Raw genomic sequence first — 24,479 nt, 5'->3', positions numbered from 1 at the left:
GTGTTCTCCCTCCGGGCGAACCGGATGCGCACGGTGCTCACGACGCTGGGCATCGGCATTGGCGTGGCCACGCTGCTGGCCATCGTCGGCATCATCCAGGGGCTCAACTCGTCGTTCGAGAAGCAGCTGGCCACGCTGGGGGCGAACACCGTCTTCATCTCCAAGTACCCCTGGATGATCAAGGGCAACTGGTGGATGTACCGCAACCGGAAGAACTTCACGCTGGAGCAGGTGTCGCAGCTGCGCGCCCAGGCGGACTTCATCACCGCCATCTCCCCGGCGGTGATGCGCACGTCGGACGTGGCGCACGGCGCCCTCCAGGTCTCCAACGTGCGCATCAACGGCGTGTGGAGCGACTACCAGGCCATTGGCAACTACGAGGTGGTGTCCGGACGCTTCCTCACCCGCGCGGACGAAGAGGTGAACCGGGCGGTGACGGTGCTGGGCGCGGACGTGGCCGCCTCGCTCTTTCCCAGCATCAGCCCGCTGGGGCAGACGGTGCGCATCGACGGGCGGCCGTTCCAGGTGGTGGGCACGCTGGGGCGCAAGGGGAAGGTCGTCGCGGAGAACATGGACCTGTCCGTGTTCATGCCCTTCAAGACCTTCAACTCGCACTTCGGCAAGGGGCGGCCCATGCAGATCGCCATCGCCGTGGCGGATGCGGGGCGGATGGCGAAGGTGGAGGACCAGCTGGTGGGCATCATGCGGCGCGTGCGCGCCACGCCGCCGGGCCAGCCGGACGACTTCAACGTCAACCGGACGGACTCGCTCGCCGCGACCTATGAGCAGCTCACCGGCGCGCTCTACGCGGTGGCCACCGGCGTGGGCCTCATCACCCTGCTGGTGGGCGGCATCGGCATCATGAACATCATGCTGGTGTCCGTGCGCGAAAGGACGCGGGAGATTGGCGTGCGGCGGGCGCTGGGCGCGCGTCAGCGCACCATCGTCCTCCAGTTCCTGATGGAGGCCTCCAGCGTGTCCGCGGTGGGCGGGCTCCTGGGGACGGTGGTGGGGCTGGGCACGGCCAAGGTCGTGTCCCTGGTGACGCCGCTGGCGGCGGACGTGCGGCCGAGCACGGTGGTGAGCGGGGTGGCGTTCGCGGCGCTGGTGGGCCTGCTCTTCGGCATCTGGCCGGCCGCGCGGGCGGCGAAGCTGGACCCGGTGGAAGCACTCCGTTACGAGTAAGCGCGATGCGGGCCTTCCTGGACAACCTGCGGCTGTCGGTGGGCACCTTCCTGGGCAACCCGCTGCGCTCGCTGCTGACGCTGGTGGGCATCGTCATCGGCGTGGCCACCGTCATCACGATGATGGCGCTGATTGAAGGCCTGCGCGAGCAGGTGAACAAGAACCTGGGCAGCCTGGGCGCGCACACCTTCGAGGTGACGAAGTGGCCCACGGGCTTCGGCCGCATCAACTGGGCGAAGTACGCCAAGCGCAAGGACCTGCTCGGCGAGGACGTGCGCGCCATCGTGGAGTCGTGTCCCTCGGTGGGGGCGGCCACGCCCATGGCCCAGGAGTGGGGCAAGAAGCTGACCACGGCGTTCCGGGAGACGCCCCCGTCGGTGAGCATCCTGGGCACGGAGCCCACGTACCTGGAGACGAGCGGCGTCGTCGTGTCGACGGGCCGCTTCTTCAACGAGACGGAGACGCTGGATGGCCGCCCGGTGATGGTCGTTGGCGTGGACCTGGCGGACACGCTCTTCCCGGGCATGGATCCGGTGGGCTCCGAGGTGCGGCTGCAGGGCCGGCCGTTCCAGGTGATTGGCGTGCTGCAGAAGCGCGGCAGCGTCATGGGGATGGCCAGCCAGGACAACCAGGCCATCGTGCCCATGCGGGCCTTCCAGCAGTTCTACGGCAAGAACCGCTCGGTGGAGATCGACATCCAGGCGCGTGACGGGGAGTCGTTCCAGAAGGCGCAGGACGAGGTGGTGAACCTGATGCGCCGCCGCCGGGGCCTCACGCCCCAGGACGCGAACGACTTCGAGGTGCACACCAACGAGTCCATGACGGCGTCCTTCAACGAGCTGTCGCAGGTCATCGCGCTCGCGGGCGTGGGCGTGTGCCTGCTGTCGCTGGTGGTGGGCGGCATCGGCATCCTGAACATCATGCTGATGTCGGTGACGGAGCGGACGCGGGAGATTGGCATCCGCAAGGCGCTGGGCGCTCGCCGCCGCCGCATCCTGGGCCAGTTCGCCACGGAGGCGGTGATGCTGTCGCTCGTGGGCGGGGTGCTGGGACTGGGGCTGGGCTTCGGGTTCGTCTTCCTGGGCAAGTGGGTGCTGCTGTTCCCCATGAGCGTGCCCATGTGGGCCGTGGCGCTGTCCCTGGGGATGAGCTGCGGCGTGGGGCTCATCTTCGGCATCTACCCGGCGTCGCGCGCGGCGCGGCTGGATCCGGTGGAGGCGATGCGCGCGGAGTAGGGGCGTGCGCACGTCAGCGCCATGGCGGTGATGGCGCTGGAGCCGGTAGGGTGCTCCCGTCCCTACCGCAGGGGGCCTGCTCCGCATGACCATGTCCTACGAAACGCTGCCGCTGCCCGTCGTCCCCGCGCCGTACCGGGTGCGCCTCTTCACCCCCGAGGACCTGGACGGGGTCATCGCGCTGTACTCGCACCCGGACGTGGCGCGGAGCCTCAACTTCACGGTGCCCGTGTCCCGGGAGACGCTGCACCAGAAGCTGACCGGCGACCTGGAGGCGATGCGCCAGGGCAAGGGCATCCGGTGGGTGCTGTCGCGCGAAGAGGCCCCGACGCCCGTGGGCTACCTGACCCTCTTCAACTGGAGCCAGAAGGACCGGCGCGCGGAGGTAGGCTACATGGTGGGGCGCGAGCTGTGGGGCCAGCGCGTGATGACGGGCGTCCTGCCCGCGCTCATCCGCTTCGGCTTCGAGCAGCTGAACCTGCACCGCATCGAGGGACTGGTGAACGTGCGCAACAGCGCGTCGTACAAGGCGCTGACGCGCGCGGGCTTCCAGCAGGAGGGCGTGCTGCGCGGCTACCAGGCCGACGGGAACGGGGGAGGGTTCAACGACCTCTTCCTGCTGGCGCTGCTCGAGGACGCGTGGCGCGCCTCCGTGGCCGCATAGGGCCTCACGGCAGGTCGCGCGCGAACTGTTCGCGGTAGCGGACCTGGAGCGTCTTCAGCTGCCGCGTGCCCCGGTACTCGCGGGCGAGCAGGTGCCACGCCTCCGTGCGTGAGGGCTCCAGGGCGATGACCCGCTCCAGGTGCTTGCGTGCACGCGCATGCGCCCGCGTGTTCGTCGCCAGCACGCCGAGCAGCAGGTGGGCCTGCACCGCATCCTCCTGGAGCGCGAGCACCCGTTCGCACGCGGTGCGCGCGGAGCCCAGGCGCCCCTGGAAGAGGTGCAGCTCGCATTGCAGGAGCGTGACGGACGGATGCTCCGGGAACGCCTTCGCCAGCGAGGTGATGCGCTCACGCGCGGGCGCCGGGGAGCCGGCATGCAGCAGCGCCTCGACGTCGGACACCGCGCGCACCAGCACCGCTTCACGCGCGGGATCCACGCCGGGCCCGGAGGGCAGCGCCACCTGTCTTCGCAACCGGGCCGCCTGCTCCAGCACCGACGCGGAGGCCGCCAGCGCCGGAGCCCGGGCCGCGGTCTGCTCCGCCCACGTCACGCAGTGGGCCCGCAGGAAGAGGCCCGCGAGGCCCGCCCACTGCGCGGGCTCCACGTCCGTGCGCGCCTCCAGGTTCGCGCGTGCCGTCACCAGGCTGTCCCGGGCCTCGTCGAAGCGGCCCGCGTGCAGGTGGAGCAGCGCGACGTTCATGCGCAGCGAGGGCTCCCGCGGAAACCGCGCGATGGCCTGCTCGCAGCGCTCACGCGTGGCGTCCGCCCCAGGCGTGAGGTGCACGGCGAGGTAACACGCCAGCAACTGCACGCGCTCATCCTGGGGATGCCGCACGGCCAGCGGCTCCAGCGCCTCCGCGGCCACCTCCGGCCGGCCCGCCTTCTCCAGGGCGATGACCTCCGCCAGCCGCTGCCGCTCGTGCGGTGTCAGCGAGCGGGGCGTGCCCTCCGGTCCCAGCACTCCACTGGAGGCGCGCACCCGCTCCGTCCACTCGAGGAGGAAGTCCCGCTCGGGGCCCGCCCACGCCGGACCCTTCAAGGCCTCCACCACCCCGCGCAGCTCCCGGGCCCAGGCCTTCTGCGCTTCCAACTCGACGCGCGCGGCCGGCAGGTGCCGCAGCCCCACGCTCAGCAACCCGAGCGTCCGCGCATCGAACCCCCGCTGGCCCGCGTCGTACTTCGGCGCCATCCAGCCCCGTCCGTCGCGCACGTGCATCGCGCCCAACGTGTGGGCCCACTCGTGCAGCAGGACCGCCACCTCCAACCGCTGCCGCGCCACCACCGGCAGCTCCCCGCTCAGGCCTCGCAGGATGCAGTGACGCCCCAGCACGCGCGCGAAGCCCAGCTCATGCTGTGCGCCGCTGAAGGACGCCGGCGCCGCCACCAGACCCACGACGAGGTCCACGTCCTCGCCCGCGTCCACGGCCTCCAGTGTCTCCAGCACCGGCTCCAGCGGACCGTCCGGGCCGCGCCGGTCCCACGCCCGCGCGGACTCCAGCTCGAACGTGATGCCCAGGGGCTCGCGCACCGCCTCGCCCGCGCGCTGGAGCCACGCCTCGACGTCGCGCTCCCAATGGAGGCTCCGCGCACGGTGGTCCGCGTCCGCGTACACACGCACGCGCAGGGACCTCGAGGCCGGAGCAGGGGAGGACACCGCCGCCGCTCGCGCGTCGTCACGCGTGGGTGACGGAGCGGCGCAGCTCGGCCCCAGCCATCCAGCGATGAGGAGCAGGGCCGCCCGGACCCAGCCTGGCGTCCGCATGGACCCGGGAATCACGGACAGGACCTGGGAGGTAGCGAGGGGAACCGTGCCCGCGATGGGGCAGGGGAGGCGGTGGGCCTCGACCCGAAGGAGGCATCCACCGCCATCACCCAGGGGACTCACATCAGGCCGCGGCGTCCTCTTCCTTCGAGGGCTCCGTCGCGTTGGTGATCCAGTCGATGGCCTTGTGCTCCCAATCCGTGTCCTTCGACGCGTCGATGTAGCGCTCCCACTCGTACACGCCGCTCTGCTTGGCCATGCGCACCATCATCAGGCGCGCCACGGTGCTGTCGACCACCACCGCCGAGCGCACCATGCCGTTCTGCCGGAGCCACGCCATCGCGTTCTTGATGATCTCCTGGGTCTCCGGAGGGTTCGCCTTCTGGCTGCGGATGTCCGCCATCAGCCCGAAGGGACGACCGCGCTTCACCGACACCTTGGTGCGAAGGTCCTCGAACCAGACCTTGGCCTCGGCAGGGGTGATGTAGCCCGGCGCATTGATCCGGAAGCCGTACTCAGTCCGCAGATTCTCAGCCATGAAACCCCCACGTTGTTTTTGTGGTGCACGCGCCATTCCCATGCGACTCCGGGTGGAAGGCAGCGCAGCCCTGAGCCTACTCCACTCGGGCCTACGGTGGATCCACTCTGGCTGCATCCACGTACGCGCGCGCGAAGCTTGTTCTCTCCGTGAAGATGAAGACGTCCCGGGGTAAACGTGCTAACCCATCGCGAAGTGTAAGAATCCAGCGTCAGGCGAACTTTCCACTCTTTTTACTTCACACTCGCTTGGCTCTCCGCTATTAAAGGGATGCACTTTTCCAGCACCCCCGCAAAACTGTCACACGCATCGAGGTCCCCCCGGACTCGGTGGCAACGAGCCGGCGCGGCAGCGCCGGACCTCACGGGTTCCGGGGCCTTGGAGACGTCCTTCAATGTCCAACTCCTCGCTCGCTGAGCTCCAGTCGGTCGCGCCGAACACCCTGCGGAATGAGGTGCCCGTCGAGGCGCTCCGGCACGAGACTCCGGCCACGGGGAAGGCGAACGCGCTGGACGCCCGGCACGGCGATGCGATCCCGATGTACGGGGACACGAACGCGCGGGGCTTCAAGACGGTGGAGGACATCACCGTCGCGGACTGCGTGATCGCGCACCTGGAGGCGGAGGAGGTGGATGCGGTGTTCGGCATCCCGGGCGGCAACCTCGCCCCGTTCCAGCAGGCGCTGCGCAAGCACGCCTCCATGCGCTTCATCATCTCGTCCCACGAGGCGGGCGCGGCGTTCATGGCGGACGGCTACGCGCGCGCCACCGGCAAGCTGGGCGTGTGCATGGTGACGGCGGGCCCGGGTGCCACCAACGCGCTGACGGGCGTGGCCTCCGCGAGCCTGGACGGCGTGCCCATGCTGGCCATCAGCGGCAACGTCGCCACGGACCGCGTGGGCCTGATGGCGATGCAGGAGAGCAGCAGCGTCCACGGCGTGAACACGGTGGAGATGTTCCGCCAGGCGTGCCTCAGCTCCACGGGCATCAACGACCCGCAGAGCTTCCAGCGGCTCCTGGCGCGCGCCATGCGCACCGCGCAGGGGCTGCCCGGCGGCGCCGCGCACCTGAGCGTGCCGTCCAACATCGCGCGCCAGCCCATCCACCGCGCCTCGGTGCCCACCACGCGCGGCGCCTTCCGCGCCCGCCCGGCGAACGCGCCCTTCGAGGACCTGCGCGCCGCCTTCACGCTGCTGCGCACCGCGCGCCGTCCGCTCATCTTCCTGGGCTCGGGCGCGCGCGAGGCGATGGCGGAGCACGCCGACCTGTTCACCGCGTTCGTCACCCAGCACGGCATCCCCGTGGCCACCAGCATGCGCGGCAAGGGGCTGTTCTCCGAGCGCGAGGCGCTGTCCTTGGGCGTGCTGGGCCTGGGCGGCAGCAAGCGCTCCGAGGCGTACCTGCGCGAAGGCGTGGACGTGATGCTCGTCCTGGGCAGCCGCCTGGGCGAGTGGGCCTCCAAGAGCTTCCACCGCTACTTCCAGTCCGTGCACCACGTCATCCAGGTGGACGTGAACGCCTCCAACATCGGTCAGTTCCTGCCGGTGCGGCTGCCCATCGTGGCGGACGCGGGCTCGGTGGTGACGGGCCTGGCGGAGCTGGGGCAGATGATTGGCCCGTCCAGCGGCGCGCGCGTGCAGGAGCGCTGGGCGCAGGTGATGGCGCTGACGGAGCCCACGCCCGTCGTGCGCTCCCCGCAGGCCGCGGACTCGGTGAAGCCGCAGGACCTGATGCTGGAGCTCGACAAGCACCTGAGCCCGGACATGGACCTGTACATCGACATGGGCAACTGCTCGGGTTGGACCGCGCACATCCTGCACGTCACGCCGCCCGCCCGCATCTTCTACCCCTGCGGCCTGTCGTCCATGGGCTGGTCCTGCGGCGCCGTCATCGGAGGCAAGATTGGCCGGCCGGATCGCACCGCGGTGGCCGTGGTCGGCGACGGCGCGTTCCTGATGAACGGCACGGAGATGCTCACCGCCTCGCGCTACAAGGTGGGCACGGTGACCATCGTCCTCAACGACAACTTCCTGGGCATGGTGAACCACGGCGAGCACGTGCAGGACCGCACCGTGCCGCTGGAGGACGACTTCTACGGCCTGGGTAACCCGGACCTGAAGGCCTTCTCCGAGTCCCTGGGCGCGCGCGCCTACACGGTGAACGCCCCCGGCCAGCTGGACGCGCTGCTGCCGGAAGTGCTGCGCCGCGCGAAAGAGACCGGCCAGCCGCAGGTCATCGTCGCGCACATCGACTACCGCGAGGTCCCGCCGTACGGCGACCGCTTCGCCGCGGTGGCGTCGGACGGGAAGTAGCACCGATGACCGCCGCGACCTTCGCGCTCCTGGGAGTCGGTGCCGCCCTCCCCGAGCAGGTTCGCGGCAACGACGACCCGCTGTTCGAGCCCCTGCGCCGCGCCGCCGGAAGCGGCGGTGAGCACGCGCTCTTCTACGGCAACCGCGAGCGCCGGGTGCTGGGGCCCGGCGAGTCCCTGGCCGCGCTCACCGCGAAGGCGGGCGCCGCCGCGCTCCAGGACGCCGGGCTGAAGGCGTCCGACGTGGAGCGGCTGTACGGCTATGTGTCGGTGTCGGAGTTCATCGCGCCGAACGCGCTGTACGCGGTGCACCGGGAGCTGGGCCTGTCACAGGGCACGCTGGTGGTGCCGGTGCAGGCGGACTTCGCCAACTTCCTCATGGGCGTGGTGCTGGCCTGGGAGGCCCTATGCGCGGGCAGCATCCAGCACGCGCTGGTGGCGGTGGGCTCCGCGTGGACGCGCAACGTGGACTACACGCAGGGCCACGCCATTGGCATCGGTGACGGCGCGGGCGCGGTGGTGGTGGGCGCCGGGGACCGGCTCACGCTGGTGGACTGGGGCGCGGACACCTTCAGCGACGAGTACGGCGCGATGATGATGGGCGCGCGGCCGGAGTCCGGGCTTGCGTATCCAACCTATGGCATCGCGCCCACGTCGGGCGTGAAGGCGTTCCTGAACTCCGGGATGAACGGGCCGCCCCGGCTGGTGGCGCGGCTGCTCGCGAAGCACGGCATCTCGCGCGAGGACGTGACGCTCATCTCGCACCAGGCCACGCGCAAGCTGATGGACCACTGGGCGCAGGAGATCCGCCCGCGCGAGTACCTGGACACCTTCGAGGACTACGGGAACATGGTGCACGCGTCCATGCCGGTGACGCTGGCCCGGTTCCACCGGGAGCTGCGCACGAAGTACCTGGTGATGGTGGGCCTGGGCATCGGCGCGCACCAGATGGCGTTGCTGGTGCGCGTCTGACGAAAGCCGCGGGCTACTGATCGTCGCAGGGCGTGCCCAGGCGGATGCCCGTGTAGACGCCCAGCTCGTTGTAGATGAGGGGCAGGTTCTGCTCCACGGGGACGTTGCGCAGCTCCACCTCCTTGTGCGCCTTCTCGATCCACACGGGCTTCTGCGCGCGGTCGATGACGAGCCGCAGCTGACCCTTCTTGGTGGTGAAGATCTCCCCCTCGGAGTCCGCCACCACGTTGGTCATCTTCTGGGGCTTCAGGTCACCCCGGGGCCCGATGAACACGCGGAAGTTGCGGGACTCCGCGGGCGTGAAGCCCTTGTCCACGTAGTAGTACGTGCCCGCCGAGTCGCGCAGCAGCGCGTGGGGCGCGAACTTCTGCGGGTTGGGCGCGTAGGTGGCCTTGCGCAGCAATTCCTTGGACTGCGCGGTCGGGAGCATGTCCAGCGTCACCTTGCGCTCGCCGCAGCGCAGGGAGCAGGTGCGCTCCTTCATGTCCACGGTCAGCTGCGAGTGCACGCGCAGGTCCACGCCGTCGTAGTCGGCGGTGCCGTTGGGGTTGAAGAAGCGCGGGTCCTGGAAGGTGGTGGCGTTCAGGTTCCGGCTGCGGGGGCGCGGCACCGCCACCAGGGACTTGCCGTCGCCGTAGTAGAGCTGATCGTCCAGTTCGTCCGTGTCCTCGCGGGGCACGGAGACGACGTAGTGGCCCTTGCCGTCGGTGCAGACGGCGGAGGCCTCCAGGAGCATGCGCTGGCCCAGGTTCTCCGCCTTGCCCCACGGCGGTTCGACGGCGGCGGCGGGAGTGGTGGAGAGGAGCACGGCCACGGGAAGGATGCGTTGGAAGAGCATGGTGCGCGGGCCTAGAGGTTCTTCTTGAAGTAGCGGGTGGCGGCCTTCTCCTGGTTGGACGCCTCCGGGGTGGTGGTCCACACGAAGCGGCTTCCCTGCAGGGCGGGCTCCAGCGCGGCGCCGAAGCGGCAGTCCATCTGCTGGACGCGGGCCTTCACGGTGGTGCGGGCCTCCTCGGAGACGTCGCACAGGGACTTGAGCGCGGTGAGGGGGAAGACGCAGTAGCGGGAGATCTTCTGGGCCTTGAGGAAGGGCTCGGTGACGGTGGTCCAGTCGATGACGCCCGCCACGGAGGTGCCGCAGCTGGTGTTCAGCGCCTGGAGTGCTTCGGCGTAGGCGGTGTCATGGACGGTCTCCTCCGCCTTGCGGTCGAAGGCCATCAGCTTCGCGAGCTGACCGCTCTGGGTCTGCTGCTGGTGCTGGGCGTAGACCTCCTCCGGCTTGAGCTTCTGGGAGCGGGCCTCGTCGTACTGGACCGCGATGCCGTTGCCGGGGCCGCCGGGGAAGTGCAGCTCCGCGTTCTTGCCCACGATGATGAACGGCGAGTAGTCCTTGCCGTGCCACTGGGTCGTGTAGTTGTGGCGCAGCGTGCTGGGGCTGCTCCAGTCCTTCAGGGTGTAGGGGAGCACCAGGTTGTCCAGCACGGAGCCGGTGCCCTGGATGCGCAGGAGGAACTTCTTCTGCTCGCGGGGCGTGACGGGAACGACGGCGACCTGTTCCCCCTGCGGGCCGACGAACACCTTGCCGGCCTCCACGGGCGCGGGCGGGGCGGCAAGGGCGGGCAGGGTGCCCAGGAGGGTGGCCAGCACGGCCACGGCGACGATGCATTTCATGTTGGGTACTTCCCCCTCAACCTGGCCGCGGTCGTGCGGCGCGGGCGGTGTTCGCTCAATGCGGCAATTCAATCTCGTGCTTCTGACATTCGGCGATGATCTGCGGTGTCAGCTCGGAAGGCCGGATCTTACGTGCCTCGGGCGGGGCGTTCACGATGTCTCCGGTCTGACACCGGAGCTTGATGGCCAGGTGGTGCGCGGCCAGGTTGTCCTGGGCCGCGTAGCTGCGCTGGGCTGAACGGACCGCGGCGTCCACGTCTTTCCGCGCGGCCGCGGCGCGGGCTTCCTTCAGGTCGTTGAGCGCGACGGTGTCCGTGGGCTCCAGGGGGATGCGCGGAGACTGCGTCTTGCCGCCCGGCCGGGTGTTCGTCTTGCCTGGACCCTTGGTCTGCTGCACCTGGGCATCGACGTTCACTGGCGGATCATTCCGCGCAACGGTGGGCGGCGGCGTGACCGTCGTGGGCGCGACCACGGGCGGAGGATCCTGGGCCGGGGGGACGCGAGCTGGGGCTGAGTCCGCGACAACGGGCGGAGGCGCGACCGGCGGCGGAGGCCGCAGCCACCACCCGAGCCCCACGGCACCGGCGATCAGCGCGGCGGCCCCCGCGATGGGAAGCACGCGTGACTTCGGCGGGACCGGGGCGGGCACCGGCAAGGTCCCTGGCATCCCCGGCTGACCCGCCACGCTCACCGGTGCGATCTGCTGTCCGCCCATGCTTCCCGGTGACTGCGCGGGGACATTCCCGGGCACGGGCAGGGCCACGCCGGAGCTCCCCGTGCCGCTGCCGGGCAGCTGCGTGGCGCCGAAACCCATCGTGCCGCCCGACACCTGCGGCTGCTGACCGAAGGGGACCGTGCCGCCCGCTCGTGGCGCCACCGTCGCGTCGAAGCCGATGTCATCCGACGCGGACAACGCATCCGCGCCAAAGCGCCCCGTCCCGGGCCCCTTGTTCGCCGGCGCCATCGTCGCGCCCATCGCGTCCTCGTCGCTCGGCGCCACGGAGGGCAGGGCGACCCCCGACGGACGCTTCGCGCGATTGAAGGTCCGGGCCGCGATCTGCTCCTCGGTCTCCGGCAGCGACTGGAGCGCCGTGCCCGTGAGCTCCGCGATGAACGACGCGACGTCCGGATGACGGTGGTCCGGGTTCTTCTCCAGTGCCCGGGCCACCGCCTTCGGAACGTTCGGCGGCAGGTCCGGCATCAGCGTGGTCAGCGACACCGGCGGCTCGTGCACCACGCGGTAGATGATCTGCGCCAGCGACCCGCCTCCAAATGGCGTCATCCCGGAGATCATCTCGAACACGATGCCGCCCAGCGCGAACAGGTCCGTCCTCGCGTCGATGCGGCTGTTCTGCCCCTGCGCCTGCTCCGGCGACATGTACTGCGGCGTGCCGATGAGCACCGCCTCCTGCGTCTGGAGCGTCTCCGACGACATGACCTTGGAGATGCCGAAGTCGAGCAGCTTCACCCGCTCGCCCACCACGCCGCCGGAGTCCGTGGGCACCAGGAAGATGTTCGCGGGCTTCAGGTCGCGGTGCACGACGCCCGCGCGGTGGGCCGTCTGCAGCGCGCTCCCCATCTGCCGCGTGAAGGAGAACACCTCCTCCAATGACAGCCGCCCGCGCCGCAGCCGGTCCGCCAGGCTCTCTCCGCGCAGGTACTCCAGCACCAGGAACGGACTGCCGTCCTCCAGCGTGTCGAAGTCCAGCACCTCCACGATGTTCGGGTGCCCCAGCCGGGAGGCGATCTCCGCCTCGCGCCGGAAGCGCACGTGGAGGTCCGGCCCCACGTGGTCCCCCACCCGCAGCACCTTCACCGCGACGTGCTTGCCCGGAAGCCGCAGGTGCTGGGCCAGGAACACCGACCCCATGCCGCCCCGCCCCAACACGGAGACGACTTTGTAGGTATTCCGGAGGACCGAATCGATGTGCAGCTCACCGTCAGCCGAGCGCGTCATGTCAGAGGGCGTGTCCTGATGACAAAGGGGTGCGATGCACCGCCGTGAAACACGGACGGCACGCTACCACGCCCCACCCGGCAGGGGGCGAGCCCGACCCCTGCGTCCCATACCCCGGACAGTCGAACGCCCGGACCCTCGTGAGAGGACCCGGGCGCCTTGGACTTCATGAACCGGAAGGGGGGCTTCTCAGCCCCACTTGGACATCGTGCGCCGGGGCGGAGGCGAGCTCGGCCCCGCCGCCGGTGAGGCCACCGCGGGCCGGGGCTGCTGCGAACGGCCCTGGCCTCCGCTGCGCTGCGCCTGGCCGTTGCCACCACCGCTGGCCTGACGCGACTGGCCACCGCTCGAACGGCCCTGGCCGCCACCACGGTTCATGGGCGGACGGCTCTCCTCCACGTCACCGGGCAGGGGAGGGGGCAGCTGCGAACGGAAGGCGGCGTCCGCCACCACCGGCACGCTGCGGCGGATGGTGCGCTCGATGTCGCGCAGGTACGCGCGCTCCTCGGAGTCGCAGAAGGACACGGCCTGGCCGCTGGCGCCCGCGCGGCCCGTGCGGCCGATGCGGTGCACGTACTGCTCCGGCACGTTGGGCAGGTCGTAGTTGAACACGTGCGACAGCCCGTCGATGTCGATGCCGCGCGCCGCGATGTCCGTGGCCACCAGCACGCGCAGGGTGCCGGCGCGGAACTCGTCCAGCGCGCGCTCGCGGGCGTTCTGGCTCTTGTTGCCGTGGATGGCGTCCGCGCGCACGCCCGCCGCCGTGAGCTGCTTGGCCACGCGGTTGGCGCCGTGCTTCGTGCGCGTGAACACGAGCGCACGCGGAATCGTCTTCGCGTCCTGGAGCAGGTGCGTGAGCAGCGCGCGCTTCTCCTCGCGCTCCACGAAGTACACCTGCTGGCTCACCGTCTCCGCCGTGCTGGAGGCGGGGGACACCTCCACGCGCACGGGGTCCTTCAGGATGTTGCGCGCCAGGTCCATGATGTCCGGCGGCAGCGTCGCGCTGAAGAACAGCGTCTGGCGCACCTGCGGCAGCACCTTGATGACCCGCCGCACGTCGTGGATGAACCCCATGTCGAGCATGCGGTCCGCCTCGTCCAGGACGAACACCTCCAGCGCGCGCAACGTCACGAAGCCCTGGTCGATGAGATCCAGCAGGCGCCCCGGCGTCGCCACCAGGATGTCCACGCCCTGGCGCAGCGCCTGGACCTGCGGATTCTGGCCCACGCCGCCGAACACGACGGCATGGCGCAGGGGCAGGTTCTTGCCGTAGGTCACGAAGCTGTCGCTCACCTGGCTGGCCAGCTCACGCGTGGGCGTCAGCACCAGGCAGCGCACCGGACGCGCGCCGCCCGCGGGCGCCTTCGCCGACAGGCGCTGGAGGATGGGCAGCGCGAACGCCGCCGTCTTGCCCGTGCCCGTCTGGGCCACGCCCAGCACGTCCTTGCCCGCGAGGGCATGGGGAATCGCCTTCGCCTGGATGGGCGTGGGCGTGGTGTAGCCCTCGGCCTTGACGGCCTTGAGGAGCGAATCAGTCAACTGCAGTTCATCGAAAGTCATGAAATCCCGCATGAGAAGGGTGGGCGCACTCCCCCTCAGTTGGGGGACCGACCGCGCAGCGCGCTCTCCCGCGGAATACGGGGGCGCCTGGCGGTACGCGGTCAGGCCAATCAACGGCCCGAGGCACCTGCGAACGTCTTGGAACCCCTGCGCGTCCGGAACGATTCCCGGTGCCGCCCAGGGCGTGAGCCACACTGCCTGCAATGGGGGGCAATGTCCCGGGAAATCCTTCCCGCCCGCCTGCCCCCCATGCCTGTGGAGATTTCGGACAGGGCTGTTGGCCGCCTGTCCCCATCGTCCACAACCCCCCAATCCAGGCGCCGGCAGCCTCCCTCCAGGCTGCCCTCTCAAGCGAGCGGAATCATTGGAGCGCCAATCATCCGCTCCGGACCCCGGAATGGGCAGGTCCTTGGAATGACTGGGAAAACTCCCAGCACCTGCCTCCTGGCACAACCGTTGCTAGCCTTTGCCGCGTCGCGCCGTACTGGCGTGGGCGGTGGGCCCTGGGAGGAGCGGGACTTGAAGCGGTGGCAGCGACAGACGGTGGGGATGGCCTGGGGGATGGGGCTGTGCGCGGCATCGCTGGCGTGTGCCCAGCAGCCCAAGGCGGGGACGGCGGCGAAGGCCTCGTCCGGGTTCTCCGCGGCGACGGTGGAGGAGAAGGCCCGCGCCCTGGCGGCGAAGCCGTACCAGGAGCCGCCCGTCGGCGTGCCGCCGTCCTTCGAGAAGCTCACCTACGATCAGTACCGGGACATCCGCTTCCGTGACGCCGCCTCGCTGTGGCGCGCGGAGGGGCTGCCCTTCCGGGCGCAGTTCTTCCACCCCGGCTTTTTTTACACCCGCCCGGTGGGCGTGAACGTGGTGGAGGGCGGCAAGGCGCGCCCGGTGCCCTTCTCCACGGATCAGTTCACCTACGGGCCCCTGGTGGGCAACCCGCCCAAGGGCAAGGTGAACGGCTTCGCGGGCTTCCGCCTCAACGCGCCGCTCAACACGAAGGACTACTACGACGAGCTGGTGGTCTTCCTGGGCGCCAGCTACTTCCGCGCGCTGGGCAAGGGCAACCTGTACGGCCTGTCCGCGCGCGGGCTCGCCATCGACACGGCGCAGCCGGGGGGCGAGGAGTTCCCCACGTTCCGCGAGTTCTGGCTGGAGACGCCGGCGAAGGGCTCGGACTCGGTGGTGGTGCACGCGCTGATGGACAGCCCCAGCGTCACGGGCGCGTACCGCTTCGCCATCCGGCCCGGTGAGCGGACCGTGATGGACGTGGAGTCCACGGTGTTCGTGCGCAAGCCGGTGCGTCAGCTGGGCGTGGCGCCGCTCACCAGCATGTTCCTCTTCGGGGAGAACGACCGGGGCGGCTTCGACGACTTCCGCCCGGAGGTCCACGACTCCGACGGCATCTCCGTATGGATGAAGAACGGCGAGAAGCTCTGGCGCCCCCTGAAGAACCCCAAGCAGATCCAGACGAGCAGCTTCCACACGGACGGGCTCGCGGGCTTCGGCCTGCTGCAGCGCGACCAGGCCTTCAGCAGCTACGAGGACCTGGAGGCGCGCTCCGAGCGCCGCCCCGGCGCCTGGGTGGAGCCGGTGGGTGACTGGGGCGCGGGCTCCGTGCGGCTGGTGGAGCTGCCCACGCGCGAGGAGATCCACGACAACATCGTGGCCTTCTGGGTGCCGGATGCACCGGTGCAGGCGGGTGCACAGCTTCACTTCGCCTACCGGCTGTCCTGGGGCTTCAACCCCGAGGGCGTGAAGGCCGGCGGTTCCACCGTCGCGGCGACGCGTGTGGCGGCGGGCAGCAAGCCGGGCGCGCGCCGCTTCGTCCTTGATTTCACGAAGGCCAGCACGGAGGGCACCGGCCCGGTGGAGGCGGTCGTCACCGCTTCGCGTGGCCAGGTGCTGCACCCGCGCGCGGAGGTCCACGCCGTCACCGGTGGCTTCCGCGCGGCCTTCGAGCTCATGCCCGACGGAGAAGGCCCCGTCGAGCTGCGCTGCTTCCTCAAACGCGGTTCCGAGACCCTCACCGAGACCTGGAGCTACCTGTGGATTCCGTGACCACGCACCCGTTCATCTCCTTCGCCCCGGCGATGCCGCAGGCGGCTCGTGCGGACACCCAGGCCGCCCTGGTGAACTTCTTCCAGGACTTCGGCTTCACCGGCCGGCAGGACCTGGAGAAGCTGGCGGGCTGGGTCCTGGGCACGCGTGAGCTGACGCTGTCTCCGGAGGCCGCGCTGGCCCTGGCGCGGTGGCGCGTGGAGGGGTGGCTGGCGGAGGTGCTGGGGCCCGCGCACGTGGGGCCGTCCCTGCTGGTGCGCGGCCGGGCCGCGTTCGTGCTGGTGGGCGGCGCGCGCTGGGGCGCGGACGTGCTGATGCGCACTCCGTCCTCGCTGCCGGACGCGTGGCGCCGCGCGGTGTGTGAAGCGGTGCCCATGTCCGCCCCGGCGGAGGTGCCCTGCCAGATGCGCGAGCAGCAGCTCGTGCTCAATCCCTTCATGGACATGCTGCGCCGCTGGCTGCGTCCGGCCGCCGGCCAGGCCGGCGTGTCGCCGTCGCGCTAGGGCGCGCACCTCACATTCGCGAAGCCGCACGGGAGCCCGGAGTCCGCATGAACGCCCAACCCTACACTCCGGCCCTGGCGCGTCCGCGCCGCGTGATGGTGCTGGGGCTCGCCGCCCTGTCCACCGGGTTCGCCTGCGTGGAGATGCACCGGCTGCTCGCGGCCCACGGCACCACGGTGCCGGAGCTGTTCGTGCTGGGCCTGTTCGCGGTGTGCTTCGCGTGGATCGCCCTGTCGTTCTGGAGCGGCGTCGCGGGCTTCATCCAACTGGTGTCCAACCAGCGGGTGCCGGGGCTGCGCTGGCCCACGGAGGAAGAGGCCGCGGAGCCGCTCACGCGCCGCACCGCGGTGGTGATGCCCGTCTACAACGAGGACCCGGCCGCCGTGTTCGCGCACGTGCAGGCGACGTATGAGTCCATCGCGGCGACGGGGCAGCTGGACGCGTTCGACTTCTACGTGCTGAGCGACTCCACGAAGGCGGAGTCGTGGGTGGCGGAGGAGCTGGCGTGGTCGGAGCTGTGCCGCCGCGTGGGCGGGCAGGGGCGCATCTTCTACCGCCGCCGCTCCGACAACACGGCCAAGAAGGCGGGCAACCTGGCGGAGTTCTGTGAGCGCTGGGGCCGCCGCTACGACTTCCTGCTGGTGCTGGACGCCGACAGCCTGATGGCGGGCGACAGCGTCGTGAAGATGGCGCGGCTGATGGAGCTCAACCCCGGCGCGGGCATCCTCCAGGTGCCGCCGCAGAACGTGGGGCGCTCCACGCTGTTCGCGCGGCTGCAGCAGTTCGCGGGCCGGGTGTATGGCCCCATCGTGGCGGCGGGGGCGGCGGCGTGGCAGCTGGGGGACTCCAACTACTGGGGCCACAACGCCATCCTGCGCATGGCGCCCTTCATCGAGCACTGCGGCCTGCCGGTGCTGCCGGGCCAGCAGCCCTTCGGCGGCCACATCCTCAGCCACGACTTCGTGGAGGCCGCGCTGATGCGCCGCGCGGGCTACACGGTGTGGCTGGTGCCGGAGCTGGGTGGCAGCTACGAGCAGCCGCCGCCGGACCTGCTGGCGTACGCGCAGCGCGACCGCCGCTGGTGCCAGGGCAACCTCCAGCACCTGGGGCTGGTGATGGCGGGCGGCCTGCACCCCATGAGCCGGATGCACTTCCTCATGGGCGTGATGTCCTACGTGGCGTCGCCCCTGTGGCTCATCTTCCTGGTGGCGGGCCTGTTCGCCGCGCTGCACGAGTGGTTCTTCGCTCCCGCGACGTTGATGGAGTTCCAGGCCACGCTGCCGGGCGGGGACGCGTTCGACACGGTGGGCGCGCTGCGGCTGATGGCCCTGTCGCTGGCGCTGCTGTGGATTCCGCGCCTGATGGGCATGGGCCTGGTGCTGGCGGACCGTGAAGAGGCCGCGAACATGGGCGGCCGCTTCAAGCTGGTGCTCAGCGTGATGCTGGAGGGCTTCGTCTCCACGCTGATGGCGCCGGTGATGATGCTCTTCCAGTCGCACTTCGTGTTCGGGACGCTGTTTGGCTACAAGGTGAACTGGTCCAGCCAGCAGCGTGAGGACACGGACCTGCCGTGGCCGGAGGCGCTGCGCCGGCACAAGTGGCACATGGTGATTGGCGTCGTGCTCGCGGTGCTCACGGTCGCGGTGGCGCCGGGCATGCTGGCGTGGCTGTCGCCGGTCATCCTGGGGCTGTGGCTGGCCCCGGCCATCTCTGTCTTCACCTCCCGTGCGTCGCTGGGCCTGTGGCTGCAGCGCCGGGGCCTGCTGCTCATCCCGGAAGAGGTCCAGCCGCCCACCGTGCTGGTGCGCGCGCAGGAGCTGGCGGAGGAGGAGCTGGAGCCGGTGGACGACGCGCTGGACCACGTGCTCACCGACCCTCGGGCACACGCGCTGCACCTGGCGCTGCTGGAGTCGCACCCGGCGGCGAGCGTCCCCGCGGCGCTGGCCTCCGCGCGGCGCAAGCTGCTGGCGGGCGGCGTGGAGCCGCTGTCCCCGCAGGAGAAATCAGCCGTGCTGCTGGATGCCCGCACCCTTTCGGAGCTTCGCGGCCGGCGGCTGGGCGTGCAGGCCTGATGAGGGTTGCATGACCCGGCCTTGCCCTGGATGCTCCGGGGCATGAACCGGGTCTCATCCGTCGCCGCGCTCGCGCTGTTCGTCTCCTCCGGGGCCTTCGCCGCGGAGCCTCCTGCATCGAAGCCTCCTGTTGGCGAGGACCGCTGGTGGAAGCACGTGGAGGTGCTGGCCAGTGACGCGATGGAGGGGCGCGATACGGGCAGCAAGGGCTACGCGACGGCCGCGGGCTACGTGTCCAAGGAGCTGGCCGCGCTGGGCGTGAAGCCCCTGTTGAAGACAGGCTTCCTCCAGCCCATGGCGCTTCAGTCGCGCCGCCTCATCGAGTCCAGGTCCAGCGTCGCGCTGGTGAAGGACGGCAAGGCGCAGCCGCTGGTGCAGGGCGAGGACGTGGTGCTGTCCTCGCGGCAGGGCGACAACGGCACCGTGGACGCGCCGCTGGTGTTCGTGGGCTATGGCCTGTCCATCCCGGAGCTGGGCTACGACGACTTCGCGGGCCTGGACCTGAAGGGCAAGGCGGTGGTGATGCTCCAGGGCGGGCCGGGGAACATCCCCGGGCCGGTGAAGTCGCACTTCTCTTCGTGGGAAGAGCGGATGAAGGTGCTCAAGGCGGCGGGGGTCGTGGGGGTGGTGTATCTCCAGAACCCGAAGCTGCTGGAGCTGCCCTGGGAGCGCACCGTGGCCTCCGCCAAGAATCCCACGGTGGTGTTCACGGATCCGTCTCTCAACGACTCGCGCGGGATGAAGGTCGCGGTGGTGGTGAACGTCGCGCAGTCGCAGAAGTGGCTGGAGGGCGCGCCGCACACCTACGAGGAGCTGGTGGCGCTGGCCAACGCGGACAAGCCGCTGCCCAGGTTCGACCTCCCGCTGCGCATGAAGGCGAAGCTGGCCTTCGACGTGAAGCCGCTGAAGTCCATGAACGTGGTGGGCGTCATGCCGGGTTCGGATCCGGTGCTCGCGAAGGAGTACGTGGTGCTCAGCGCGCACCTGGACCACGTGGGCGTGGGCGAGCCGGTGAAGGGGGACCGCATCTACAACGGCGCCATGGACAATGCGTCCGGCGTGGCGGCGCTGCTGGAGGTCGCGCGGCAGCTGCATGCGCAGAAGGAGGCGCCGAAGCGCTCGGTGCTGCTCGCGCTGGTGACGGGGGAGGAGAAGGGGCTGCTGGGGTCGAAGTACTTCGCGTCGCGGCCGCCGGTGCCCATCACGTCCATCGTGGCGGACTTCAACCTGGACATGTTCATGCCCCACTGGCCGTTCACGTCGGTGGTGGCGCATGGCAAGGACGAGTCCTCGCTCGCGGTGCCGCTGGCGGAGGTGGCGGCGAAGCTGGACGTGCAGGTGCTCGCGGATCCGGAGCCGGACCGCAACCTGTTCGTGCGCAGCGATCAGTACTCGTTCATCCGCGAGGGCGTGCCCGCGCTGTTCTTCAAGTTCGGCTACACGCCGGGTTCGGAGGAAGAGAAGATCTTCAAGCAGTGGCTGACCGAGCGCTACCACGCGCCGTCGGACGACCTGGCGCAGCAGCCCGTGGACCACGAGGGCGCCGCGCGCTTCATCACGTTCCTCACCGCGCTGACGAACACGGTGGCGGACGCTCCGGGCCGGCCGTACTGGAACGACGACAGCTTCTTCCGCCGCTTCGCGAAGCCGGCCGCGAAGCCGTAGCGAAGCTTCAGGCCTCCGGGTGCGAATCCGTGAGGCCGGGCCAGGCCTCCAGGAAGCGCAGCGCGCCGCGGATGTCGGACGACGACGTCTCACGCGGGGCGTTGCGGGCCGCTTCGATGCGGCGGCGGGCCCTGGCCCGGGCCTCGTCGCCCTCGGCGCCTGGCGAGGGCGCGGCGTCGGCTTCAGCCAGGTCGAGCGCGGCGCGGAGCAGGTCCACGAGCTGGAGGAGGGCAGGGTCCTCACGCAGCTCGGGGCTGGCGTCCAGGAGGCCGAAGCCCTCGCGCGCTGCCTTCAGGTCTCCGCGGGCGGCGTCCAGCGCGGCCCGGTGCGCGATGAAGCGCAGGGACTGCCAGCGGGACGCCCGGCCCAGGATGGAGATGGCCTCCGTCAGCGCCGTGCTCGCCTGCTTCCAGTCACCCCGCGCCAGGCACGCCCGGCCCAGCTCCCCCAGCGCCGTGCCCTCCAGCAGGCGTTGCCCCAGGAGCCGGGACAGGCGCACCGCGGACTCCAGGTGCTCGCACGCGTCCGCGATGCCGCCCGCGTCCATCAGGTAGCAGCCCAGGTTGAGCCGCGCGAGCGCCTGGCCCGCGCGGTCCTCCACGCTCAGCGCCCGGCCCAGCGCCTCGCCCAGGAGCATCACGGCCTCGCCGCCGTCGCCCGCCTCGCCGATGGCGACCGCGCAGTTGGTGAGGAAGCCCACCTCGAACGTCACGTCGCCCACCTCGTGGAACAGCGCCAGCGACGCGCGCAGGTGCGGGATGGCCGCCTGGGGCCCGTGGCGCACCTGTTCGACGAGCCCCAGGTTGCCCACCGCGTAGGCCTCCAGCCAGCGGTCGTTTCCGGAGGGCAGCGCCTGCGCGTCGCGCATCAGCGTCCACGCGGCGGCTCCGTCTCCGGCGTGACGCGCGACGATGGACAGGTCCACGAGCACGCGCTTCTCCGAGGCCGCCTCGCCCAGCGTGTGGAAGATGCCGCGCGCCTCCTCCAGCGCCTGGCGCGCGAACTCCGCCTGCCCCGCGTCCAGGTACGCGCGGCCCAGCACCGCGAGCGCCTCCGCGCGCTTCAGCGGCGCCACGGCCACGTGCGACGACGCCTCCAGCGCGCGCTCCAGCCGCCCCACCAGCAGGCCCACCGGCCCGCGCGTGCGCGCATCCGGCTCCAGCACGCCCAGCGTCTCCAGCGCGCGGCCCAGGGACTCCGCCGTCACCGGACGGACGGCCAGCGCGTTGTCGCACGCGGCCAGCAGGTTCTCCCGCTCCAGGGCCAGCCTGCGCAGCGCCGTCGCGCCTCCGGTCTTCTGCACGCGCTCGCGCAGCCGGCCCGCGACCCGGACGTAGGTGTCCGCGTGACGGGCCTCGCACGCCACCTCGTCGCCCATCTCCTTCAGGCGCAGCGCCGCGTACTCGCGGATGCTCTCGTACAGCCCCAGGCGCAGGAAGCCGCCGGGGGCCCCCTCCTCGCGCGCGCACAGCAGCGACTGCGAGCGCAGCGAGTGCACCACCTCCAGCACGTCCGGCGAGCCCTCCGGCAGCACCAGCACGGCCTCGGCGGCCTCCAGCGTGAAGCCGCCCCGGAACACCGAGCACTGCGCCAGCGCGGCGCGCTCGGCCGGCTCCAGCAGGTTCCAGGACCAGTCGATGGCGCCTCTCAGCGTCGCCTGCCGCGCGGGCGCGTCCCGCCGCCCCACGCGCAGCAGGTCGAAGCGCTTCGACAGCCGCTCGCGCAGCTGCTCCACGCCCAGCACGTTCACGCGCGCGGCGGCCAGCTCGATGGCCAGCGCGATGCCGTCCAGCTGCCGCACGATGTCCGCGACGCGCGGGGCCTCCGCGTCGCTCAGGACGAAGTCGCCGCGCGTCTCCTGGGCCCGCTGCACGAACAGGCGCACCGCGTCCGAGCGCAGGATGGCCTCCCAGCACCGCTCATCCGGCTCCGGCAGGCTCAGCGGGGCCAGGTCCAGCACGCGCTCGCCGGGCAGCCGCAGGGCCTCGCGCGTGGTGACGAGGAAGCGCGCGCGCGGCGCCAGCACCCGCCAGTGCCCCAGCGTCGCGGGCACGTGACGCACCACCTGCTCCACGTTGTCCAGGATGACCAGCACGTCGCCGCACCCCGCGAGCGCGCGTCCCAGCCGCTCCGCGGGCATGCTGCCGTCTCCGTCCGCGGTCAGCGGCACGCCCAGGGCCCGGCCCACCGCGTGGCAGAGGTCCTCCTCCGTCAGCGCCTCCTCCAGGTCGCACCGCCAGACGCCGCCCTCCCACGCGCCCGCGTCGGACTCCAGCGCGCCAAAGTGCGTGGCCAGCCGCGTCTTGCCCATGCCGCCCGGGCCCAGGATGGTGATCAGCCGGGCGCCCTCCGACATCCACTGCCGCAGCGTCTCCAGCTCCTCCGCGCGCCCCACCAGGTCCTGCCGCAGCGCGGGCAGGTTGCCGGGCCGCTCCCGCTGGGCGCGCAGGGGGCCGAAGCGCCGGTGCGCGAGCGACGCGGGCAACAGCTCCACCAGGGACACGCAGTCGCTCACGCCGCGCAGGCGGTAGGCCCCCAGGGGACGCGCGATGGGCATCCCCAGCGACGCGAGCTCCGGCTGGACGCGGGCCCACGCCGCGCCGCTCAGCAGCACCTGTCCGCCGTGTCCCGCGCCCGCGACGCGCGCCGCGATGTTCACCGGCGGCCCCAGGTAGTCCAGCCGGTGCGTGGCCGGATCCAGGCGGTAGTCGGGCTCGCCCACGTGCACGCCCATGCGCACGCGCAGGCCCCGGTGCGTCAGGCCTTCGGGAGCGTGCTCCTGCGCCGCGTCCGGTTCGTCCAGCAGCGCCTCCGGCCAGCTCGCGCTCAAGAGCGCCTCCTGCGCGCGCAGGCACCAGAGCGCGGCCTCCACCGGAGACGCGAAGGCGACCATGAAGGCGTCGCCCTGCGACTTCACCTCGTAGCCGTTGGTGCCGGACAGGAGCGCGCGCAGCACGCCGTCATGCAGCTCCAGCGCGTCGCGCATGGCCTGGCCACAGCGCTCCCACAGCCGCGTGGACCCCTGGATGTCGGTGAAGACGAGCGCCACCGAACCCATGGGCGGCGGGTGCCGGGCGGGCGGCGGCGGAGCACGAACGGGGGCGCCTTCGTCGGCCGGAGGCGCGACGACCGTGAGTCTTCGGAAGGCCTCTCCCATCTCCCGCTCTCCCCGATGCCTGGAACCCCCACCTGCTCCCACCCCTCCTGCTGCCCGTGAGGGTGACGCCCGTGCCGTTGGCGCTTCACATGGAAAGCAGTACGGGCTGGAACGGCAACGCGCACCGGCGGGGCGGGGTCGCGTGCCGCCAGTGAGCACTTGTGATCGCGCCGCGCGCGCGTCCATCCACCAGCAACACACGCATGGCCCCACGGGGCCTGTCGCCAGCGCCTGCTCGCCTGCCGGGGCCGCCGGGGTCCCCCGGGCCCCATTCCAGGGAGGACGGGGGGCCGTGTTAGGACGGTGACACGTCCCGTCCCCGCGGCAGGAGTACGGGGGCGCGACGCCTCTTCCTGGAAGGACTCATGCGTTCGACTTCGGCACTGGCGTTGATGATGGCTTCCCTCGCGGTGGGCGCGCTGTCGGCTTGCGGCGACGGCGACAAGAAGGACAACACCCCGGACTCGGGCACCAGCTCCGGCAACGGCAAGTGCCCGGCCTCCGCGTACATCTGCGAGAACTTCGACAACGGCGATAACGGCTGGAAGCAGCCGGATGACTTCCACTTCGCCACCGTCACCATCGACGGCTCGCGCACCCGCTCCGGCAGCGGCGCGGTGCACGTGGTGACGGAAGCAGGCCACAACGAGGAGCCCTTCGAGCCGGGCAAGGACGAGCAAGCCATCGCGCACCTGCGCAAGGACATCCCGCAGTTCGGCACGAAGCTCTACGCGCGCGCGTACGTGTACCTGAGCCGGTCCTCGCCGCCGGGAGTGATGGGGACGTACTTCATCCTCTTCTCCCCGAACGACAACGACTTCGGTGGCATCGAGCTCCAGGGCCTGCCGAACGGTGGCTTCGCGTTGGACAACTGGACGGGGCGCGGGACGGGTTGGAACTACCAGGACGAGGACCCCGTGGTGGTGAAGGTGTCACCCAACCGGTGGACCTGCATCGAGTGGGGCGTGGAACGCGACAGCGCCACGGCCGAAACGGGCCATGCGATGGCCTGGGCGGACGGGCAGCTGGCGTATGACTTCCCGAACGTGGGCATGCGGCCGTTCACGAACTTCGCGGTGGGCTACGGCTTCGTGCACCCCAAGGGCGACTCCGAGTCGGAGACGTGGATCGACGACCTGGTGGTCGCGCCCGAGCGCATCGGCTGCGAGTGAC

At 71.0% G+C, this 24,479-nt stretch carries 17 protein-coding genes; 10 read left to right on the top strand and 7 right to left on the bottom strand.

Going from position 1 to position 24,479, the window contains the following annotated elements; translation table 11 throughout:
• Window positions 1-24: 24 nt before the first annotated feature.
• From D7X96_RS19310 to D7X96_RS19300, 3 genes are all read left to right on the top strand, one after another.
• Complete coding sequence (locus D7X96_RS19310) at window positions 25-1,185, top strand: ABC transporter permease (RefSeq protein ID WP_233609924.1); 1,161 nt, start codon at window positions 25-27, stop codon at window positions 1,183-1,185.
• A gap of 5 nt (window positions 1,186-1,190) precedes the next feature.
• Entirely contained in the window at window positions 1,191-2,420 is a 1,230-nt protein-coding gene (locus tag D7X96_RS19305; RefSeq protein WP_121770392.1) for an ABC transporter permease, read from the top strand.
• Between the two features lie 85 nt (window positions 2,421-2,505).
• Window positions 2,506-3,084 (top strand): GNAT family N-acetyltransferase, encoded by a 579-nt coding sequence (locus D7X96_RS19300; RefSeq protein WP_121724633.1) that lies wholly within the window; start codon window positions 2,506-2,508, stop codon window positions 3,082-3,084.
• A gap of 4 nt (window positions 3,085-3,088) precedes the next feature.
• On the opposite strand, the gene D7X96_RS19295 is transcribed toward D7X96_RS19300, so the two are convergent.
• Together D7X96_RS19295 and D7X96_RS19290 are read right to left on the bottom strand one after the other, a co-directional pair.
• Complete coding sequence (locus D7X96_RS19295) at window positions 3,089-4,846, bottom strand: tetratricopeptide repeat protein (RefSeq protein WP_147468347.1); 1,758 nt, start codon at window positions 4,844-4,846, stop codon at window positions 3,089-3,091.
• Window positions 4,847-4,970: 124 nt separating this feature from the next.
• Entirely contained in the window at window positions 4,971-5,384 is a 414-nt protein-coding gene (locus tag D7X96_RS19290) for a hypothetical protein (protein ID WP_120551235.1), read from the bottom strand.
• A gap of 394 nt (window positions 5,385-5,778) precedes the next feature.
• Here D7X96_RS19290 and D7X96_RS19285 point away from each other — a divergent pair, with 394 nt between their 5' ends.
• Together D7X96_RS19285 and D7X96_RS19280 are read left to right on the top strand one after the other, a co-directional pair.
• Window positions 5,779-7,695, top strand: a complete 1,917-nt coding sequence (locus tag D7X96_RS19285; protein ID WP_120551236.1) for a thiamine pyrophosphate-binding protein — start codon at window positions 5,779-5,781, stop codon at window positions 7,693-7,695.
• Window positions 7,696-7,700: 5 nt separating this feature from the next.
• Window positions 7,701-8,666 carry a 3-oxoacyl-[acyl-carrier-protein] synthase III C-terminal domain-containing protein gene (locus D7X96_RS19280; protein WP_121770391.1) on the top strand — a complete coding sequence of 322 codons (966 nt, stop codon included), beginning with the start codon at window positions 7,701-7,703 and terminating at the stop codon, window positions 8,664-8,666.
• 13 nt (window positions 8,667-8,679) lie between these two features.
• Here the strand turns inward: D7X96_RS19280 and D7X96_RS19275 are convergent, their stop codons facing one another.
• From D7X96_RS19275 to D7X96_RS19260, 4 genes are all read right to left on the bottom strand, one after another.
• Complete coding sequence (locus tag D7X96_RS19275) at window positions 8,680-9,504, bottom strand: hypothetical protein (RefSeq protein WP_121770390.1); 825 nt, start codon at window positions 9,502-9,504, stop codon at window positions 8,680-8,682.
• 11 nt (window positions 9,505-9,515) lie between these two features.
• Complete coding sequence (locus D7X96_RS19270; RefSeq protein ID WP_121770389.1) at window positions 9,516-10,337, bottom strand: hypothetical protein; 822 nt, start codon at window positions 10,335-10,337, stop codon at window positions 9,516-9,518.
• 55 nt (window positions 10,338-10,392) lie between these two features.
• Entirely contained in the window at window positions 10,393-12,294 is a 1,902-nt protein-coding gene (locus D7X96_RS19265) for a serine/threonine-protein kinase (RefSeq protein ID WP_120551240.1), read from the bottom strand.
• Window positions 12,295-12,483: 189 nt separating this feature from the next.
• A complete protein-coding gene (locus D7X96_RS19260) occupies window positions 12,484-13,854 on the bottom strand; it encodes a DEAD/DEAH box helicase (RefSeq protein ID WP_121770398.1) in 1,371 nt (456 codons plus the stop codon).
• A 561-nt stretch (window positions 13,855-14,415) separates the two neighbouring features.
• Between D7X96_RS19260 and D7X96_RS19255 the strand changes: the two genes are divergently transcribed.
• Genes D7X96_RS19255 through D7X96_RS19240 form a run of 4 tightly spaced genes read left to right on the top strand, consistent with a single transcriptional unit; the run spans window position 14,416 to window position 20,149 of the window.
• Window positions 14,416-15,909: an OpgD/OpgG family glucan biosynthesis protein gene (locus tag D7X96_RS19255; protein WP_208647340.1), complete on the top strand. Its 1,494-nt coding sequence runs from the start codon at window positions 14,416-14,418 to the stop codon at window positions 15,907-15,909.
• Window positions 15,897-16,412, top strand: a complete 516-nt coding sequence (locus D7X96_RS19250; protein ID WP_121770387.1) for a hypothetical protein — start codon at window positions 15,897-15,899, stop codon at window positions 16,410-16,412. Before D7X96_RS19255 ends, D7X96_RS19250 begins: the two co-directional genes overlap by 13 nt.
• Before the next feature lie 47 nt (window positions 16,413-16,459).
• Window positions 16,460-18,484: a glucans biosynthesis glucosyltransferase MdoH gene (mdoH, locus tag D7X96_RS19245; protein ID WP_120551059.1), complete on the top strand. Its 2,025-nt coding sequence runs from the start codon at window positions 16,460-16,462 to the stop codon at window positions 18,482-18,484.
• Window positions 18,485-18,526: 42 nt separating this feature from the next.
• Window positions 18,527-20,149, top strand: coding sequence for a M28 family metallopeptidase (locus tag D7X96_RS19240; RefSeq protein ID WP_120551075.1), 1,623 nt, complete (start codon window positions 18,527-18,529; stop codon window positions 20,147-20,149).
• A gap of 7 nt (window positions 20,150-20,156) precedes the next feature.
• On the opposite strand, the gene D7X96_RS19235 is transcribed toward D7X96_RS19240, so the two are convergent.
• Complete coding sequence (locus D7X96_RS19235; protein ID WP_121724606.1) at window positions 20,157-23,306, bottom strand: ATP-binding protein; 3,150 nt, start codon at window positions 23,304-23,306, stop codon at window positions 20,157-20,159.
• 365 nt (window positions 23,307-23,671) lie between these two features.
• On the opposite strand from D7X96_RS19235, the gene D7X96_RS19230 reads away from it, so the two are divergent.
• Complete coding sequence (locus tag D7X96_RS19230) at window positions 23,672-24,478, top strand: hypothetical protein (RefSeq protein WP_120551061.1); 807 nt, start codon at window positions 23,672-23,674, stop codon at window positions 24,476-24,478.
• Window position 24,479: the final 1 nt, after the last annotated feature.

The sequence above is a fragment of the Corallococcus interemptor genome (genome assembly GCF_003668875.1).
Lineage (GTDB): Bacteria > Myxococcota > Myxococcia > Myxococcales > Myxococcaceae > Corallococcus > Corallococcus interemptor.
This window is presented reverse-complemented; position numbering and strand designations above follow the sequence as displayed.

What these genes read in the sequence shown, in the direction of transcription:
- D7X96_RS19310 (WP_233609924.1), top strand. Translation starts at nt 25, where the DNA reads ATGCGCACGGTGCTCACGACGCTGGGCATCGGCATTGGCGTGGCCACG.
- D7X96_RS19305 (WP_121770392.1), top strand. Translation starts at nt 1,191, where the DNA reads ATGCGGGCCTTCCTGGACAACCTGCGGCTGTCGGTGGGCACCTTCCTG.
- D7X96_RS19300 (WP_121724633.1), top strand. Translation starts at nt 2,506, where the DNA reads ATGACCATGTCCTACGAAACGCTGCCGCTGCCCGTCGTCCCCGCGCCG.
- D7X96_RS19295 (WP_147468347.1), bottom strand. Translation starts at nt 4,846, where the DNA reads ATGCGGACGCCAGGCTGGGTCCGGGCGGCCCTGCTCCTCATCGCTGGA.
- D7X96_RS19290 (WP_120551235.1), bottom strand. Translation starts at nt 5,384, where the DNA reads ATGGCTGAGAATCTGCGGACTGAGTACGGCTTCCGGATCAATGCGCCG.
- D7X96_RS19285 (WP_120551236.1), top strand. Translation starts at nt 5,779, where the DNA reads ATGTCCAACTCCTCGCTCGCTGAGCTCCAGTCGGTCGCGCCGAACACC.
- D7X96_RS19280 (WP_121770391.1), top strand. Translation starts at nt 7,701, where the DNA reads ATGACCGCCGCGACCTTCGCGCTCCTGGGAGTCGGTGCCGCCCTCCCC.
- D7X96_RS19275 (WP_121770390.1), bottom strand. Translation starts at nt 9,504, where the DNA reads ATGCTCTTCCAACGCATCCTTCCCGTGGCCGTGCTCCTCTCCACCACT.
- D7X96_RS19270 (WP_121770389.1), bottom strand. Translation starts at nt 10,337, where the DNA reads ATGAAATGCATCGTCGCCGTGGCCGTGCTGGCCACCCTCCTGGGCACC.
- D7X96_RS19265 (WP_120551240.1), bottom strand. Translation starts at nt 12,294, where the DNA reads ATGACGCGCTCGGCTGACGGTGAGCTGCACATCGATTCGGTCCTCCGG.
- D7X96_RS19260 (WP_121770398.1), bottom strand. Translation starts at nt 13,854, where the DNA reads ATGACTTTCGATGAACTGCAGTTGACTGATTCGCTCCTCAAGGCCGTC.
- D7X96_RS19255 (WP_208647340.1), top strand. Translation starts at nt 14,416, where the DNA reads ATGGGGCTGTGCGCGGCATCGCTGGCGTGTGCCCAGCAGCCCAAGGCG.
- mdoH (WP_120551059.1), top strand. Translation starts at nt 16,460, where the DNA reads ATGAACGCCCAACCCTACACTCCGGCCCTGGCGCGTCCGCGCCGCGTG.
- D7X96_RS19240 (WP_120551075.1), top strand. Translation starts at nt 18,527, where the DNA reads ATGAACCGGGTCTCATCCGTCGCCGCGCTCGCGCTGTTCGTCTCCTCC.
- D7X96_RS19235 (WP_121724606.1), bottom strand. Translation starts at nt 23,306, where the DNA reads ATGGGAGAGGCCTTCCGAAGACTCACGGTCGTCGCGCCTCCGGCCGAC.
- D7X96_RS19230 (WP_120551061.1), top strand. Translation starts at nt 23,672, where the DNA reads ATGCGTTCGACTTCGGCACTGGCGTTGATGATGGCTTCCCTCGCGGTG.